Source organism: Peribacillus sp. YIM B13477 (assembly GCF_042787955.1).
Classification (GTDB): domain Bacteria; phylum Bacillota; class Bacilli; order Bacillales; family DSM-1321; genus Peribacillus; species Peribacillus frigoritolerans.
In genome coordinates this window covers 91,709-108,371 of the sequence record NZ_JBHZPD010000002.1, presented here as the reverse complement: position 1 = coordinate 108,371, position 16,663 = coordinate 91,709, and the positions used below count along the sequence as shown (strand labels likewise).

Below are 16,663 nucleotides of genomic sequence, written 5' to 3'. Positions count from 1 at the left end.
CGATGAATGCACATAGGGTGAAAGCTATATAGAATCCTGCTCGCTATAGCGTCCGCAACATGTTAAAATAATTGTTGATATGCTTCAAAAAGGGTGGATAAGGATGGCGAAAAAGAAAAATGAATTGTGGGAATGGACAAAGGCGGTCATAATCGCGGTTATAGCGGCGACGCTGATTCGTTATTTCCTCCTGGCTCCTATTGTTGTGGACGGCAATTCCATGATGCCGACATTAAAGGATACGGACCGCATGATCGTTAACAAAATCTCCTATTCGATTGGCGAACCCAAAAGATTCGACATTATCGTTTTCGAAGCTCCAGAAGGCAAAGATTACATAAAGCGGGTCATCGGATTGCCAGGGGAAAAAGTTGAATATAGAAATGATACTCTTTACGTGAATGGAAAAGCTTATGATGAGCCATACTTGGATGAATATAAAGAACAATTGATTGATGGCGGGGCTTTGACGGAACCTTTTACATTAAGTGATGTCATAGAACAAGGAACGGTGCCTGAAGACCACCTATTTGTCCTGGGGGATAATCGCCGTTTCAGCAAGGATAGCCGCCATATTGGTGTAGGTGTCGTTCCTTACGATAAAGTGTTAGGAAAAACTAAATTAGTTTATTGGCCGATCGAAGACTTTCGATTGGCGGAATAGTAGGAAGGTGGATTCCATTGACAATACAGTGGTTCCCTGGCCATATGGCCAAAGCAAGACGGGAAGTAACAGAGAAATTAAAACTGATCGACATCATCTTTGAACTTGTGGATGCCCGGATTCCGGCATCTTCACGAAATCCGATGATCGACGAAATCATTCAGCATAAACCGAGGGTCATCCTTTTGAATAAAGCTGATATGGCCGATCCGGCAAAAACGAATATGTGGCTCGAACATTATAAATCGCAGGGGAAAACGGCGATTGCCATTAACTCACAGGCAGGAAACGGTTTAAACCAGATTACAGCTGCATCCAAAAATCTTTTAAAAGAAAAGTATGAGCGGATGGAATCAAGAGGAATAAAGCCGAGAGCGATCCGTGCCATGATAGTCGGCATTCCGAACGTGGGGAAATCGACTTTAATCAATCGACTTGCCAAAAAGAACATTGCCAAAACAGGAAATACACCTGGAGTCACTAAAGCGCAGCAATGGATAAAAGTGGGTAAGGAATTGGAATTGCTCGACACGCCGGGGATTCTCTGGCCGAAATTCGAGGATCAAGAAGTAGGTTTGAAGCTTGCGTTGACAGGTGCGATCAAGGATACGATTTTAAACTTGCACGAAGTCTCATTATACGGCCTTCGCTTTTTGGAAAAAGAATACCCGGAAAGACTGAAATCCCGTTATAACCTGGATGTAATTCCACAGGAAACGCTCGAATTGTTTGATGCTGTCGGAAAGTTCAGGGGCTGTTTAGCATCTGGGGGCTTCATCGATTATGACAAAACCGCAGAGTTGGTCGTACGTGAAATCCGTTCAGAAAAGATGGGCCCGCTTACGTTCGAGGTTCCTTCGGATTATGAAAAGGATGATATCCCCGAATCAGATTAACATTGACTTGAGTGTTGTAATACGGAGCTGGAGTTGGATGTCGAAAAGATTTTTTCTTTTTGATGTCTCTTTTCCGCTCCGTATTTTTGTTTGAACTGTAGAAAGGAAGCAAGACTGCCGATAATTAAAATGATGGGTGATAAAAGATGATAACTGCAATGAGCATTAAGGAAATCTCCTTAAAGTTAAAGACGATAAAAGAGCCTGAAGATTTATTTTTACAGAAATGTCGGGAGGACGGTCGGAAGGGAGTAACCGACTTAGTAAACAAATGGCAAAGAACTTATGAAAAAGAACAACAGGTAAGGGATGCTTTCACGGAAATGACAGAGTTTGAAAGGCAATTAAGGAAACAGGGGTTTTCCATTCTCGCTGGCATCGATGAAGTGGGAAGAGGACCTCTGGCAGGACCGGTTGTGACAAGTGCAGTCATCTTGCCTGATTCTTTTTATTTGCCAGGGCTTAATGATTCTAAAAAGATTCCGGAGTCAAAAAGGGAACAGTTTTATGAGATGATTTTTAAGGAAGCGATATCCGTAGGTGTAGGTGTTGTACATAGCGAAGTAATTGATGAATTCAATATATATCAAGCTACGAAAAAGGCAATGGTGGCTGCAGTGAACGATCTGTCAGAACTTCCGGATCATTTGTTGATCGATGCGATGGAACTGGATGTGCCGATTCCCCAGCTTTCGCTCATTAAGGGTGACGCAAGAAGCATTAGCATCTCTGCGGCATCCATAATAGCCAAGGTGACTCGTGATAGGATGATGAAGGAATATGGTGAAAAATATCCGGAATATGGTTTTGGAAAGCACATGGGTTACGGGACAAGCCAACATTTAGAAGCGCTCGACATACACGGGCTTACACCTTGGCATAGAAGAAGTTTTGCGCCAGTTAAGGAAATCGCTGCACGAACGAAGGAATAAGGGGGGATGAGTGGTGCAATCCATAGCAAGCGGTCAACCTGTAGCTTCACCCATTGAAATAAAAGGAACTGCGAGTTTGAAAAACGGGCAAATCCTTTTCGGGAAGGTAAATAAGGTTTTTCTTAACCAAACGGCCGAGGTACAGTTTGTCCATCAAAAAATGGTTGCCACTCTTGATATCCCGCTTCGTACAGGAGTGAAGTATTGGTTTCAAGTGCAGCAACCAATTGAGGGGTCTGTCGTGTTAAAAGCTTTAGATTCCCCCAATTTGAACGTTTCTGGCTTAAAGGGAACAGTTGCACAATTGATCGCTCACCTCGGCATAAAACCTGAACCGGCCGCAACCAAGCTTGCCGAATACCTGCTGACAAACCGCCTTCCGATAACCAAGGAGACTTTTCGATCCGCTTTGCAATGGTTAAAAGCTGCTGATGCTGCAGAAGTTGGTCTTCCTGTAATAAAAACAATGTTCATTCAGCAACTGCCTTTTGTAAAAGGTGTATTTGATGCATTATTTACGCAGTCCAAAGGTGAACCTTTCCACAAACTCCTCAGTGGCTTCAGGCAGCAGCTGCAGGATGGTGGGGCAGTAACGAGGACTGCATCCAAACTAAAGGAGGTATTGTACTCTTTACATGTTGCCAAACAGAACCAGCTTCAACAAATAGGTTTACAGAAACTTGTGACCACTTGGCTGAATTCCGATTCAACGCCAGAAATGAAATCCGCGGCATTTTCCCTGCTTCAAAAGACGGGTTTCGTTCCAAAGGGGATGACGGAATCCGTCTTTCTGGAAAGTTTAGTGGATGGAGCTGAGGTTAGGTCCGGTATTATTAAAAATTCAGCGATTGATAAATTACACCAAGGATTGCAGTTGCTTTCCGAGGCTAAAGGCGGAGCATTTGCACATGTTGAAGAAATCGAAATGGCTATTAACCGCATATTGAATAGACATGATCACGAGAAGGCAAAACTGCCGATTGATATCCACTCGATGCAGAGACAAAACATTCCTGCAGAAAAACTTACCCCTCTTGCCTTTCATTTACTCCAGAATGCTTTTGCAGAAGCGATAGCTACAAATGCAGTAGGCGGAAAAATAGAAGTGAATGACCTTATAGGCTACTTGAATATGGACACAGAGCAAGTAGCTGAGTCGAAGGGTAAAGTGGCTGAGTTACTGTTTAAGTCGCTTAATGAGCCTCCTGAGGCCCAATATGCTAGGATTAATGAGAAGCTGGTCCTTTCATATGTATTGGCAGCTGATTTTCAATCAATCGATTTCACCAATGGACCTTCTGTCGCACACCAACTGAAAGAAATGACCAAGATCCTTGGACTCCAGCTGGAACATGCACTCATCAATCTTCCAGGAGATGATATGGCGGATTTCCCCAATGATTTAGAGACACTTAAACCGTTGCTGCTTAAATTGCTGAATGAGCAAATTCCGGCAGCTATCAAGGAGATGGCAGAACAAATCCTGAATCGGATTACTGCGCAACAGATCCTTTCACAGGAAAACGGGCCGATTCAGAATTTACTCCTTACACTTCCACTCAATCTGGGGTCCACTCAAACGGATCTGACGTTACAATGGAGCGGAAGGAAGACAAAAGAAGGCAAAATAGACCCGGATTACTGCCGAGTCCTATTTTATTTAGAATTGGAGCGCCTTGAAGAGACGGTCATCGACATGCAGGTTCAAAACCGAATCATAAAAGTGACGGTCATCAATGGGCATGGTACAACCCTTGAAGAGGCGGCCGGTCAATATCTTGGCATCCTGAGAGAGAATCTTGGGAAAATGGATTACAGATTATCAGGAGTTTCGTTTGTAAATCCCGTATATGGAAAAGAGCGGGACCTTAGGGGGAAACCGATTCCTTTTTCAGATGCGGGTTCATATAGTGGAGTGGATATTCGAATATGATAAATGATAAACGAAAAGAAGCCATTGCTTTAAAGTATGATCAAAAGACATCCAAAGCGCCCGTCATATTGGCCAAGGGGAAAGGGAAAACGGCTGAAACTATTATGGAAAAGGCCATGAAACACGATATACCGGTCCAAAGGGACGAATCGCTTGCTGCACTTTTAGGTCAATTGGATATAAATCAAACGATTCCGGAAGAAATGTATGGAGCTGTTGCAGAGGTATTTGCATTCATTTATAAAGTTGACAAGGACATGAATCGGTAGGAGACCACCCATTTGGTTTCACCAATGGGTTTCTGTTGGTTTATGTAGAATATTAGGGAAATCACTGACGATTTTTCATTATATTAAAAAAATACTAAACTATTTGTTAAAGGACAAGGCCATGGCTTTGTCCTTTTGCTTTTCCTTTGAATCAAGACCAGGTTTTGACAGTGGTTTTTCATGAGGGTATCTTTGGATCAAAAGATTGAAAAGGCTTTCATGGAAGTGTTTATGATAGAAATATGACTCTATTTGTACTAGAATTGCAGATCCGAAATAAATGCTATTAATAAGAAAAAAACACAACGGCGCAGAAGGTTTTTTCTATTTTATTAAAGGGTAAGGAAGTATATTATAATAATATTTCAAAAATTATGTGAAAGAATATTATGCACGAGGGAGAATTTTGTTGTAATATGATAGAGAAAACACGCATTAAATTCCAAAGTTGTTTTTTAGTAGATAAGGAGGATGGGAAATGAATATCCATGAGTATCAGGGGAAAGAGATATTGCGACAATACGGGGTATCCGTTCCAAATGGCCGGGTTGCCTTTACTGTTGATGAAGCAGTTGAAGCAGCGAAGGAGTTAGGTACGGAAGTTGTTGTCGTCAAAGCTCAAATTCATGCGGGCGGCCGCGGTAAAGCCGGCGGAGTCAAGGTAGCGAAGAATCTTGATGAAGCACGTACATATGCAGAAGAGATTCTTGGCAAGACACTGGTGACCCATCAAACGGGACCTGAAGGCAAGGAAGTTAAGCGTTTACTTATTGAAGAAGGCTGCGACATTACTAAAGAGTATTATATCGGGCTTGTCCTTGACCGTGCTACGGACAGTGTCGTATTGATGGCTTCTGAAGAAGGCGGTACGGAAATTGAGGAAGTGGCCGAAAAAACACCAGAGAAAATATTCAAAGAAGTAATCGATCCGGTTGTCGGCCTGACTGGTTTCCAAGCACGGAGGATTGCATTCAATATCAATATTCCGGCTTCACTTATAAATAAAGCTTCTAAACTGATGATTAACCTATATACAGCTTTCGTTGATAAGGATTGCTCAATCGCAGAAATCAACCCATTAGTGGTAACGGGCGACGGCAATGTAATGGCGCTTGATGCTAAATTGAATTTCGATGATAATGCGATTTACCGCCATAAGGACATCGCGGAGTACCGTGATTTGGATGAAGAGGATGCGAAAGAGATTGAAGCATCAAAACATGGCCTAAGTTACATATCGCTTGACGGAAATATCGGATGCATGGTTAATGGTGCCGGGCTTGCTATGGCGACGATGGACATCATTAAACATTATATGGGGGATCCGGCTAACTTCCTTGATGTAGGTGGCGGCGCCACTGAGGAAAAAGTAAAAGAGGCTTTCAAAATCATCCTTTCCGATCAAAATGTTAAAGGCATCTTCGTTAATATCTTCGGAGGAATCATGAAATGTGACATCATCGCTACAGGCGTCGTGGCTGCTGCCAAAGAGCTTGGACTGGATGTCCCTCTTGTTGTTCGTCTAGAAGGAACGAATGTGGACCTTGGCAAAAAGATTCTAAAAGAGTCAGGTTTAAATATTACGGCTGCTGAATCAATGGCAGATGGAGCACAAAAAATAGTATCACTTGTAGGATAATAGGCAGGGGGGAACATAATGAGCGTTTATATTAATAAAGATACGAAAGTGATCGTTCAGGGAATCACTGGTGCAACAGCATTATTTCATACAAAACAAATGTTGGAATACGGCACGAAAATCGTAGGGGGAGTCACTCCGGGTAAAGGTGGAACAGAAGTGGAAGGGGTACCTGTATACAATACAGTTTCCGAAGCTGTCACTGAAACCGGCGCGAGTGCATCTGTTATCTATGTACCGGCACCATTTGCTGCCGATGCAATTCTTGAAGCCGTAGACGCAGAACTTGATCTTGCCATTTGTATCACGGAACATATTCCTGTACTGGATATGGTCAAGGTGAAGCGCTACATGGAAGGCAAAAAAACTCGCTTGATCGGACCGAACTGCCCGGGTGTCATTACTCCTGAAGAGTGTAAGATTGGTATCATGCCAGGGTATATCCACAAAAAAGGCCATGTAGGCGTAGTTTCCCGTTCTGGAACTTTGACATATGAAGCTGTTCACCAATTATCACAAGCAGGCATCGGGCAATCTTCGGCTGTCGGTATCGGTGGAGATCCCGTTAACGGAACGGATTTCATTGATGTATTAAAAGCGTTCAATGAAGATCCGGAAACACATGCGGTGATCATGATCGGGGAAATCGGCGGAACGGCAGAAGAAGAAGCGGCAATCTGGGTGAAGGAAAATATGACTAAGCCAGTTGTTGGTTTCATTGGTGGCCGTACGGCTCCTGCCGGTAAACGCATGGGACATGCTGGTGCCATTATCTCAGGAGGAAAAGGGACGGCTGACGAGAAAATCCGCGTCATGAACGAATGTGGAATTAAAGTTGCCGAAACTCCATCCGTAATGGGAGAAACATTGATTTCCGTTTTAAAAGAAAAAGATATTTACGAACCTTGTAAAACACATTGATTTAAGCTGGGCCGACCTTTTTTTGGGTCGGTCTTTATTTCCTCGAATTTCCTCGGGAGAGACCAAGTACATCACTATCAACCTACCTTTAAAAATATCCGATTAGGGGCGTTTCCGATTGAATAAAAAAGAAAAGTTAATCCATCTCCATCATTGCCGCGGAGCAGGATGGAAAACAATCCAAGCAATCATGTCCAAAGACCCATCATTATCTTCCCTGTTCACGACGAATTACGTTGAATGGGCAAAAATGCTCCCTATCCCTTCAAATAAGCTTAACCTCTTTCTCAAAGATTTACATTCACTCCATTCCATCGAAAAACTTAAAAAATACGAAGATAGCCAAATCCATTGTTTGACGATCTTCGATGATGAATATCCTTTTTTGCTAAAGCAAATATTCGATCCTCCGTGGGTTCTTTATTTTAAAGGTGATAAGAAGCTTTTAACAAGGAAGAATACCCTAGGTGTTGTTGGAACACGCAAGCCAACCTCGTATGGGCTGGAGGCCTTAAAAACGATTCTATTACCGCTTGTAAAGAAAAAGTTCGTGATCATAAGCGGAATGGCGGCTGGAATCGATGCAGAGTCACATAAGATCACATTAAGGGAAGGCGGAGATACGATCGGGGTTTTAGGCGGAGGGCTTAAGCAAATATATCCGAAATCCAATTTTACCCTTGCTGAAGAAATCATGAATAAAGGCCTGCTTATATCTGAGACTCCACCGGAAGTGAAGGCGGAACCATGGATGTTTCCACTTAGGAATCGAATCATCAGTGGATTATCGCAGGGCGTATTCGTGGTGGAGGCAAAAGAAAGAAGCGGTTCCCTTATTACGGCACAAGCTGCTTTGGAACACGGCAGGGAAGTATTTGCGCTTCCTGGTAATGTTACGAGCCCTGAATCACTGGGTACCAATCAATTGATTTATGATGGTGCCAAACTTGTTTTTAGCTCCAGGCAGATCGAGGAAGAGTTTTGAACAATATAATATAGAAGATAGACGGAGAATCAAACGGGAAAATTGAAAAAATAGGTGCTTTTTTTGAAGGGTGGGTTGAATTATTAGACAAAAAGGTTGAAAATATTGTAAAACTGTTATAAGTTTTGCAAATGGCACCTCTTGTAAAAAAACTAGAAATAAATGAATCAGCATGCTTTGAAAAATAAAGAGGTGTTGACAAATGATTTTTGAATGATTAATAATAGTGAAGATTTATATTACCTCTTTGAGGAGGATTTATTGGATGTCAGAATACTTAGTGATTGTGGAATCGCCCGCAAAGGCGAAAACAATAGAACGTTACTTGGGAAAAAAATATAAAGTAAAGGCTTCCATGGGGCATGTACGCGATTTGCCTAAAAGTCAAATGGGTGTCGATGTTGAACATGAATATGAACCTAAATATATAACTATCCGCGGCAAAGGCCCGGTTTTAAAAGAATTGAAAACCGCTGCAAAAAAAGCGAAAAAAATCTATCTCGCGGCTGACCCCGACAGGGAAGGGGAAGCGATTGCCTGGCATTTGGCTCACAGTCTTGATGTTGACGTTAACTCAGATTGCCGCGTGGTATTCAACGAGATCACGAAAGAGGCTATCAAGGAATCATTTAAATCGCCTAGGCCAATAAATATGAAATTGGTTGATGCTCAGCAGGCAAGAAGGGTCTTGGACCGTTTGGTCGGATACAATATAAGCCCGTTATTGTGGAAAAAGGTGAAAAAAGGATTAAGCGCGGGACGGGTCCAATCGGTTGCTGTACGAATGATCATTGACCGGGAGAAGGAGATCAAAGATTTTATTCCGGAAGAGTATTGGACAATCAAGGCTGATTTTGTAAAAGGGAAAGAACAGTTTGAAGGTTCTTTCTTCAGCCTTGGCGGCGAGAAGAAGGAATTAAATACCGAAGAGGACGTCAAAAAAGTGCTCGCTTCTTTAAATGGCGGCGAATTTACGATAGGAGCTGTGGCTAAAAAGGAAAGAAGGCGCAATCCAGCAGCACCTTTTACAACTTCTTCCCTGCAACAGGAAGCGGCACGTAAATTGAATTTCCGTGCGAAGAAAACCATGATGCTTGCTCAGCAGCTTTATGAAGGAATCGAACTTGGCAAGGAAGGTACAGTCGGGTTAATCACTTATATGAGAACCGATTCGACCCGTATTTCAGATAGTGCCAAAGAGGAAGTCCATACGTTCATTCAAAATAATTATGGTAAAGAATATGTTCAGGTCGAGCAGCGCAAGGAGAAAAAACAAACTAATGCCCAGGACGCGCATGAAGCGGTCAGGCCAACAAGCACATTACGTGAACCGGGTGTAGTCAAGGAGTTCTTATCCAGAGATCAATTCCGTCTTTATAAATTGATTTGGGAACGATTCGTTTCCAGTCAAATGTCTTCGGCGGTCATGGATACGATGAGCATCGACCTGCATAACGGGGATGTCATCTTCAGGGCAAATGGTTCAAAAATTAAATTTCCGGGTTTCATGAAGGTATATGTTGAAGGATCCGATGACTCGGTGGAAGAAAAGGAAAATGCACTTCCGGATGTGAAAAAAGGAGATCAATTCTTTTCAAAAGATATCGAGCCGAAGCAGCATTTTACACAGCCTCCGCCCCGATATACTGAAGCCCGTCTGGTCAAGACCCTAGAGGAACTGGGAATAGGCCGTCCGTCTACATATGCGCCTACCTTGGATACGATCCAAAAACGGGGCTATGTTACCTTGGATAATAAACGGTTCATCCCGACAGAGCTTGGTGAGATCGTTCTCGAATTGATACGCGAATTCTTCCCGGATATTCTCGATGCAGAGTTCACTGCCAAGATGGAACAGGAATTTGACAGCGTTGAGGAAGGCAATATTGAATGGATTAAGGTCATCGATGAATTTTATAAAGAATTTGCCATTCATTTGGCCAAGGCCGAAGTCGAGATGGAGAAAATTGAAATCAAAGATGAACCTGCAGGTGAAGATTGCGTGGAGTGCGGACATGGGATGGTCTTTAAGATGGGACGTTATGGAAAATTCATGGCATGCAGTAATTTCCCGGATTGCCGTAACACAAAACCAATCGTCAAGGAAATCGGGGTCAAATGCCCAAAATGTAAAGAAGGAAATATCATTGAAAGGAAAAGTAAAAAACGCCGCATATTTTACGGATGTGATACCTACCCTGGATGTGACTTCATATCTTGGGATAAACCGCTGCCGCGGAGTTGTCCAAAATGTGAAGGTACACTTGTTGAGAAAAAACTCAAAAAAGGAGTCCAGGTCCAGTGCATGGATTGTGATTTTAAAGAAATGCCCCAAGCATAGAAAAGGCCGTGAAATCGTTTACTTTCCTTGTGAACTATCGAAAAACCCTAAATATAAATGGACTCGGCATCTGCCGGGTTTCTTTATGTTCAGGGAAGTATGATATCATGGTGATATGTGGATTTACTTCCAAGAAGAAAATGGATAAAGCTTGAAACTTTTTTATTTAAGCCATGTGATGTAAAATTCAGTGGACAAGTACATTCTTTTAAAGATATAATTCCTATTTGCGTCCGTTACCCTTTTAGTAAATAAGGATGGCATATCTATAAAATAATCGTTAGCAGGAATGAGTATTTCGGGTATAAATACATAGATATCGTTAAAAATGAAACTTCTGGAAAGCAGTTTTAATGATAAATGATCCTGTCTTATCATATCTATACATGGAGGTTCGAAAAATGAAAGAAACAAAAGTAAGTGTAATCGGTGCTGGGCTTGCTGGAAGTGAAGCGGCGTGGCAGTTAGCTAAAAGAGGAATTAAAGTCGATCTATACGAAATGCGCCCTGTAAAACAAACGCCAGCCCATCATACCGATAAATTCGCTGAACTTGTTTGTTCCAATTCACTTCGGGCAAATACGTTAACAAATGCAGTTGGTGTATTAAAAGAAGAAATGCGTATACTGGATTCGGTCATCATGTCCGCAGCGGATGCTTGTGCTGTACCGGCTGGCGGTGCATTAGCTGTTGATCGTCATGAATTTGCCGGTCTTGTTACGGAAAGGGTCAAAAATCATCCAAATGTGACGGTCATTAATGAAGAAGTGACGGAAATTCCGGAAGGTCCTACCGTCATTGCAACCGGTCCGCTTACAAGTCAGTCACTATCTGATAGCTTAAAGCAAATCATGGATGAAGAATACTTGTACTTTTACGATGCTGCCGCACCAATTCTTGAAAAAGACAGCATCAATATGGATAAAGTATATTTGAAATCCCGTTATGATAAAGGGGAAGCGGCTTATTTGAACTGTCCGATGACGGAAGAAGAGTTTGACCGCTTTTATGATGCATTGATTGCGGCTGAAACAGTCCCGCTTAAAGAATTCGAAAAAGAAATCTTTTTTGAAGGCTGCATGCCGATTGAAGTGATGGCATCACGTGGGAAGAAAACGATGTTATTTGGTCCATTGAAGCCTGTTGGCCTAGAAGATCCAAAAACGGGAAAACGCCCTTTTGCTGTAGTTCAATTGCGTCAGGATGATGCGGCAGGAACACTTTACAATATTGTTGGTTTTCAGACACATTTGAAATGGGGGCCGCAAAAAGAAGTATTGCAGCTCATACCTGGATTGGAAAATGCTGAAATTGTACGTTATGGGGTGATGCATAGAAACACTTTCATAAACTCACCTAATGTTTTGAAGCCAACGTACCAATTCAAGAATCGCGATGATTTATTCTTTGCCGGTCAGATGACTGGAGTTGAAGGGTATGTTGAATCGGCTGCGTCGGGACTTGTCGCAGGTATCAATGCTGCAAGGATCGTCGAAGGTTTGGAGCCTATCATTTTCCCTGCGGAGACGACGATGGGCAGCATGGCAAGGTACATAACGTCGACTAATGGTAAGAGCTTCCAGCCGATGAATGCCAACTTTGGATTGCTTCCAGACCTTGAAGTGAGAATCAAATCCAAAAAAGAGCGGAACGAAACACATGCTAAACGCGCTTTGGACACAATTCAGAACTTTGTGAAAAATTTGTAAAATATTTGCCTGCTGTTTTAAAGTATGATACTATTTATTAGCCTTTGCGAGGTGTTTCCATGATTAATCAAAAAAAGGCATTATCATCCTTCATCGAATATTTACAAATTGAAAAGAACAGTTCGCATTACACCGTTGAAAATTACAAACGTGATATTCACGAATTTTTTCTGTTCCTTAATGAACAGGGGATTCAGGACATCACGTCCGTTGAATATCTTGATGTCCGGTTATATTTAACGAATTTATATGAGAAAAAACTTTCTAAGCGCACTGTTGCAAGAAAAACTTCTTGCTTGCGGAGCCTTTATAAATTTTTACTGCGTGAAGGTGATGTGAAGGATAACCCTTTTTCCCTTGCTTCTTTACCTAAAAAGGATCAAAGACTGCCACGGTTTCTTTATGAGAAGGAAATGGATCAGTTGTTTTCTTCTTTAAAGAAAGATTCACCGATAGGAATAAGGAACAATGCCTTACTGGAATTATTGTATGCTACAGGCATTCGCGTAAGTGAATGTTGTGATATTAAACTGCAGGATATCGATCTTTCCTTAGGGACGGTACTGATCCATGGAAAAGGAAAAAAGGATCGCTACGTTCCGGTTGGTAGATATGCACAGGAAGCGATAGATTTATACATACGTACAGCCAGGATGGAATTGACTTCGTCTGACGCCAAGGCGCATGTTTATTTATTTGTTAATTTTCGTGGAGACCCTCTGACACCTAGGGGAGTTCGCTATATATTGAATGAATTGATTAAAAAGTCAGCCGCAGATGGAAGTCTTCATCCCCACATGCTAAGGCATTCGTTTGCTACACACCTATTGAATAATGGGGCGGACATTCGCACGGTTCAGGAATTGCTTGGTCATTCTAAAATTTCATCAACGCAAGTGTATACGCATGTTACAAAAGACCAATTGAAAAAAGTCTACAATGCATCACATCCGCGGTCTTAAATGTTGAAAGGGGACACTTTATGACAACGATATTCGCAGTGCATCATAAAGGTGAATGTGCCATGTCCGGTGATGGGCAGGTTACTTTAGGAAATTCAGTAGTGATGAAGCATACAGCGAGGAAAGTGAGAAAAATCTTTAATGGTAATGTTCTTGCAGGTTTTGCTGGTTCCGTTGCAGATGCATTCACTTTATTTGAGATGTTCGAAGCCAAACTAGAAGAGTATAATGGCAATCTTCAGCGTGCTGCCGTCGAAATGGCAAAGCAATGGAGAAGTGACAATGTTTTGAGAAAGCTGGAAGCAATGTTAGTCGTCATGGATAAGAACCATTTGCTTCTCGTCTCTGGTACCGGGGAAGTAATTGAACCGGATGACGGGATTCTCGCCATAGGATCGGGAGGGAATTATGCACTGGCTGCCGGCAGGGCATTGATGCGGTTTTCCAGTGACCATTTATCGGCAAAGGAAATCGCTCAATCATCTTTACAAATTGCAGCGGAAATTTGTGTATTTACGAATACGAATATAATCGTGGAAGAGTTGTAAGGAGGAGCGCAAATGTCAAAAAAAGCTAATTTAACACCGAGGCAAATCGTTGAAAAACTGGATCAGTATATCGTTGGGCAGCGTGAAGCAAAACGGGCAGTGGCAGTGGCTCTTCGGAATCGCTACCGACGTTCCCTTCTCTCGGATCAACTTCGTGATGAAGTCGTTCCGAAGAATATATTAATGATTGGACCGACAGGTGTTGGGAAAACAGAAATAGCTCGGAGAATGGCTAAATTGGTAGGTGCTCCTTTTGTAAAAGTTGAAGCAACAAAATTTACGGAAGTCGGGTATGTCGGCCGTGATGTAGAGTCCATGGTTCGTGATTTGGTTGAGACTTCCGTCCGCCTCGTGAAGGAAGAAAAGATGGCCAGCGTAAAGGAACGGGCAGAAGAAAATGCAAATCGCCGCCTAATAGAGTTATTAGTGCCATCAACAAAAAAACAGAGTAATTTCAAGAATCCTCTTGAAGTCTTTTTTGGAGGCAATAACAATCAAGACGAACAGGACCCGGAAGAAAATTCCGAAGATTTAAGTTTGCAGGAAAAAAGAAAAATCGTCGCTGAAAAGCTGGCTAATGGTGAGCTGGAAAGTGAAATGATAACGGTCGAAGTGGAAGAACAGACTGCTTCGATGTTTGATATGCTCCAAGGTTCGGGAATGGAACAAATGGGGATGAACATGCAGGATGCTTTAGGAAGCTTGATGCCGAAAAAAAGCAAGAAGCGCAAATTGAAAGTAAGTGAAGCGAGAACCGTTTTAACAAATGAAGAAGCGGCAAAATTGATTGATATGGATGAAGTAACTTCAGATGCAGTATACGGGGCTGAGCAAAATGGGATCATCTTCATAGATGAAATAGACAAAATTGCGAGTAAGCAATCTGGAAGTTCATCAGCGGATGTATCAAGAGAGGGTGTCCAAAGGGATATCCTGCCAATAGTTGAAGGTTCTACAGTAGTGACTAAATATGGTTCAGTTAAAACGGATCATGTCCTATTCATTGCTGCAGGGGCCTTTCATATGGCTAAGCCATCCGACCTAATCCCGGAATTACAAGGTAGATTCCCAATTCGTGTAGAATTGAACAAGCTGACTGTAGACGACTTTGTACGGATTCTGCATGAACCGGATAATGCCTTGTTAAAACAATATGTTGCTTTATTGGAAACTGAAGGTATAGAAATTGAATTTTCTGACGATGCTGTTCGTAAGATAGCAGAAGTGGCCTTCGAAGTAAATCAAAACACAGACAATATTGGTGCTAGAAGACTTCATACCATTTTGGAACGGTTGCTTGAAGACTTATCTTTTGAAGCTCCGGAAATAACGATGGAGAAGATTACAATTACACCCCAATATGTCGAAGGTAAGCTTGGTTCTATCGCGCGGAACAAAGATTTAAGCCAGTTTATCCTTTAATTAGAAACAATTTTGGCAATAATTTGCCTACGCAATGAACATAAAATTACGGAAATACAACTTCATAGTTATTGTGAACCATGGTATTTTTAGGAGGAACAAATCAAATGAACTTATTAGCAAAAACAAGAAAAATCAATGCAATGCTCCAAAAAGCAGCAGGTAAAGCAGTTAACTTCAAGGAAATGGCTGAGAGTTTAAGTGAAGTTATCGAAGCAAATGTATTCGTCGTCAGCCGCCGCGGGAAATTACTTGGCATCGCGGTAAGTCAGCAAATTGAAAACGAACGCATGTACAAAATGTTGGAAGATAAACAATTCCCTGAAGAGTACACAAAAAACCTGTTCAATATTCCTGAAACCTCTTCGAACCTTGATATCGAAAGCGAATATACTGCTTTCCCAGTCGAAAACAAGGAACTTTTCTCAACTGGATTAACAACGATCGTACCGATTATGGGTGGTGGAGAACGTTTAGGAACATTGGTTCTTGCCCGTTTACAGGAAAAATTTCACGATGATGATTTAATTTTAGCTGAATATGGTGCGACTGTAGTCGGTATGGAAATCCTTCGTGAAAAATCAGAAGAGATAGAAGAGGAAGCTCGTAGTAAAGCTGTCGTTCAAATGGCGATTTCCTCGTTATCTTACAGTGAATTGGAAGCAATAGAGCACATCTTTGAGGAACTTAAAGGTAATGAAGGTCTGCTTGTAGCATCAAAAATTGCGGACCGTGTCGGCATTACCCGTTCCGTTATCGTAAATGCCCTAAGGAAACTGGAAAGTGCAGGGGTCATTGAATCACGCTCTCTTGGAATGAAAGGTACTTATATCAAGGTATTGAACGATAAATTCCTTCTTGAATTAGAGAAGCTTAAAAATAATTAACATATAGAAAGGCAGTCCTTGAAAAAGGGCTGCCTTTTTTTTTGATATTTGGATGTGTTACTTGTCCGGGACAAGCAGACAAATGCGGTGAAGGGCAGGGGGAGAAAGGAAAAAGAGGTAATTCGGTTAAAATTGAAATGGTGAATATAGGCATGTTTTCCATTAGTAGCGGAGTATAGTTAAATATTTCTTATAAAGGGTAATTATATTATTATAACTGTCGAAATGGTGTAAATGAACGATAGGATAACTTTTTGATTCTTAAAAGACTATTGATAACGGTTTTAGCCATTAGGGAAATTTGTCGAATGGTTCAACACTTTGATAAAAACGGTTTTTTTCAAAAAAGAAAAAATGCAGTAATCCGTTGTTTTCTTATAAATCCTTATTTTAAAGGGTGAAATCAACTAAAAAAAAATAATTATTTGCAAGTAAATGTGAAAATTAGTTCTAAAGTATCAGGTATATAGGTGTGTTTTTCGATATGATATAAAAGTTAATAGAATTAAAATTTGGTTAATATGTAGAATATCACATTAAAATGTAATATTATGT

14 protein-coding genes are annotated in these 16,663 nt (G+C 41.5%); all 14 read left to right on the top strand.

Annotated elements, in window-relative coordinates; genetic code table 11:
• The first annotated feature begins 103 nt into the window (after positions 1-103).
• The 14 genes from lepB (at position 104) to codY (ending at position 16,108) form a co-directional block, all read left to right on the top strand.
• Entirely contained in the window at positions 104-664 is a 561-nt protein-coding gene (lepB, locus tag ACFX4H_RS07190; RefSeq protein ID WP_034313700.1) for a signal peptidase I, read from the top strand.
• A 17-nt stretch (positions 665-681) separates the two neighbouring features.
• Positions 682-1,560, top strand: a complete 879-nt coding sequence (gene ylqF, locus ACFX4H_RS07185; protein WP_241637040.1) for a ribosome biogenesis GTPase YlqF — start codon at positions 682-684, stop codon at positions 1,558-1,560.
• Positions 1,561-1,709: 149 nt separating this feature from the next.
• Positions 1,710-2,492 (top strand): ribonuclease HII, encoded by a 783-nt coding sequence (locus ACFX4H_RS07180; protein ID WP_377435279.1) that lies wholly within the window; start codon positions 1,710-1,712, stop codon positions 2,490-2,492.
• A gap of 13 nt (positions 2,493-2,505) precedes the next feature.
• Positions 2,506-4,425 carry a hypothetical protein gene (locus ACFX4H_RS07175; protein ID WP_377434837.1) on the top strand — a complete coding sequence of 640 codons (1,920 nt, stop codon included), beginning with the start codon at positions 2,506-2,508 and terminating at the stop codon, positions 4,423-4,425.
• Entirely contained in the window at positions 4,422-4,694 is a 273-nt protein-coding gene (locus ACFX4H_RS07170) for an EscU/YscU/HrcU family type III secretion system export apparatus switch protein (RefSeq protein ID WP_249597825.1), read from the top strand. Before ACFX4H_RS07175 ends, ACFX4H_RS07170 begins: the two co-directional genes overlap by 4 nt.
• A gap of 478 nt (positions 4,695-5,172) precedes the next feature.
• On the top strand, positions 5,173-6,333 hold the full coding sequence (gene sucC / locus ACFX4H_RS07165) for an ADP-forming succinate--CoA ligase subunit beta (RefSeq protein ID WP_377434835.1): 1,161 nt from the start codon (positions 5,173-5,175) through the stop codon (positions 6,331-6,333).
• An 18-nt stretch (positions 6,334-6,351) separates the two neighbouring features.
• Complete coding sequence (sucD, locus tag ACFX4H_RS07160; protein WP_034313677.1) at positions 6,352-7,254, top strand: succinate--CoA ligase subunit alpha; 903 nt, start codon at positions 6,352-6,354, stop codon at positions 7,252-7,254.
• Positions 7,255-7,372: 118 nt separating this feature from the next.
• Positions 7,373-8,239: a DNA-processing protein DprA gene (dprA, locus tag ACFX4H_RS07155; protein WP_053534373.1), complete on the top strand. Its 867-nt coding sequence runs from the start codon at positions 7,373-7,375 to the stop codon at positions 8,237-8,239.
• Between the two features lie 265 nt (positions 8,240-8,504).
• Positions 8,505-10,580, top strand: a complete 2,076-nt coding sequence (topA, locus tag ACFX4H_RS07150; protein ID WP_034313673.1) for a type I DNA topoisomerase — start codon at positions 8,505-8,507, stop codon at positions 10,578-10,580.
• A 401-nt stretch (positions 10,581-10,981) separates the two neighbouring features.
• Positions 10,982-12,289 carry an FADH(2)-oxidizing methylenetetrahydrofolate--tRNA-(uracil(54)-C(5))-methyltransferase TrmFO gene (gene trmFO / locus ACFX4H_RS07145; protein ID WP_048684880.1) on the top strand — a complete coding sequence of 436 codons (1,308 nt, stop codon included), beginning with the start codon at positions 10,982-10,984 and terminating at the stop codon, positions 12,287-12,289.
• A 59-nt stretch (positions 12,290-12,348) separates the two neighbouring features.
• Positions 12,349-13,251 (top strand): tyrosine recombinase XerC, encoded by a 903-nt coding sequence (gene xerC, locus ACFX4H_RS07140; protein WP_377434832.1) that lies wholly within the window; start codon positions 12,349-12,351, stop codon positions 13,249-13,251.
• Between the two features lie 20 nt (positions 13,252-13,271).
• The gene (hslV, locus tag ACFX4H_RS07135; RefSeq protein ID WP_048684874.1) at positions 13,272-13,799 is read left to right on the top strand and encodes an HslVU peptidase proteolytic subunit; all 528 of its coding nucleotides are present in this window, start codon (positions 13,272-13,274) and stop codon (positions 13,797-13,799) included.
• Between the two features lie 12 nt (positions 13,800-13,811).
• Positions 13,812-15,221: an ATP-dependent protease ATPase subunit HslU gene (gene hslU / locus ACFX4H_RS07130; protein WP_034313659.1), complete on the top strand. Its 1,410-nt coding sequence runs from the start codon at positions 13,812-13,814 to the stop codon at positions 15,219-15,221.
• Between the two features lie 107 nt (positions 15,222-15,328).
• Entirely contained in the window at positions 15,329-16,108 is a 780-nt protein-coding gene (gene codY, locus ACFX4H_RS07125; RefSeq protein WP_034313657.1) for a GTP-sensing pleiotropic transcriptional regulator CodY, read from the top strand.
• Positions 16,109-16,663: the final 555 nt, after the last annotated feature.

Coding starts and splice junctions, on each gene's coding strand:
- lepB (WP_034313700.1), top strand. CDS start 104: ATGGCGAAAAAGAAAAATGAATTGTGGGAATGGACAAAGGCGGTCATA.
- ACFX4H_RS07170 (WP_249597825.1), top strand. CDS start 4,422: ATGATAAATGATAAACGAAAAGAAGCCATTGCTTTAAAGTATGATCAA.
- sucC (WP_377434835.1), top strand. CDS start 5,173: ATGAATATCCATGAGTATCAGGGGAAAGAGATATTGCGACAATACGGG.
- sucD (WP_034313677.1), top strand. CDS start 6,352: ATGAGCGTTTATATTAATAAAGATACGAAAGTGATCGTTCAGGGAATC.
- topA (WP_034313673.1), top strand. CDS start 8,505: ATGTCAGAATACTTAGTGATTGTGGAATCGCCCGCAAAGGCGAAAACA.
- trmFO (WP_048684880.1), top strand. CDS start 10,982: ATGAAAGAAACAAAAGTAAGTGTAATCGGTGCTGGGCTTGCTGGAAGT.
- xerC (WP_377434832.1), top strand. CDS start 12,349: ATGATTAATCAAAAAAAGGCATTATCATCCTTCATCGAATATTTACAA.
- hslV (WP_048684874.1), top strand. CDS start 13,272: ATGACAACGATATTCGCAGTGCATCATAAAGGTGAATGTGCCATGTCC.
- hslU (WP_034313659.1), top strand. CDS start 13,812: ATGTCAAAAAAAGCTAATTTAACACCGAGGCAAATCGTTGAAAAACTG.
- codY (WP_034313657.1), top strand. CDS start 15,329: ATGAACTTATTAGCAAAAACAAGAAAAATCAATGCAATGCTCCAAAAA.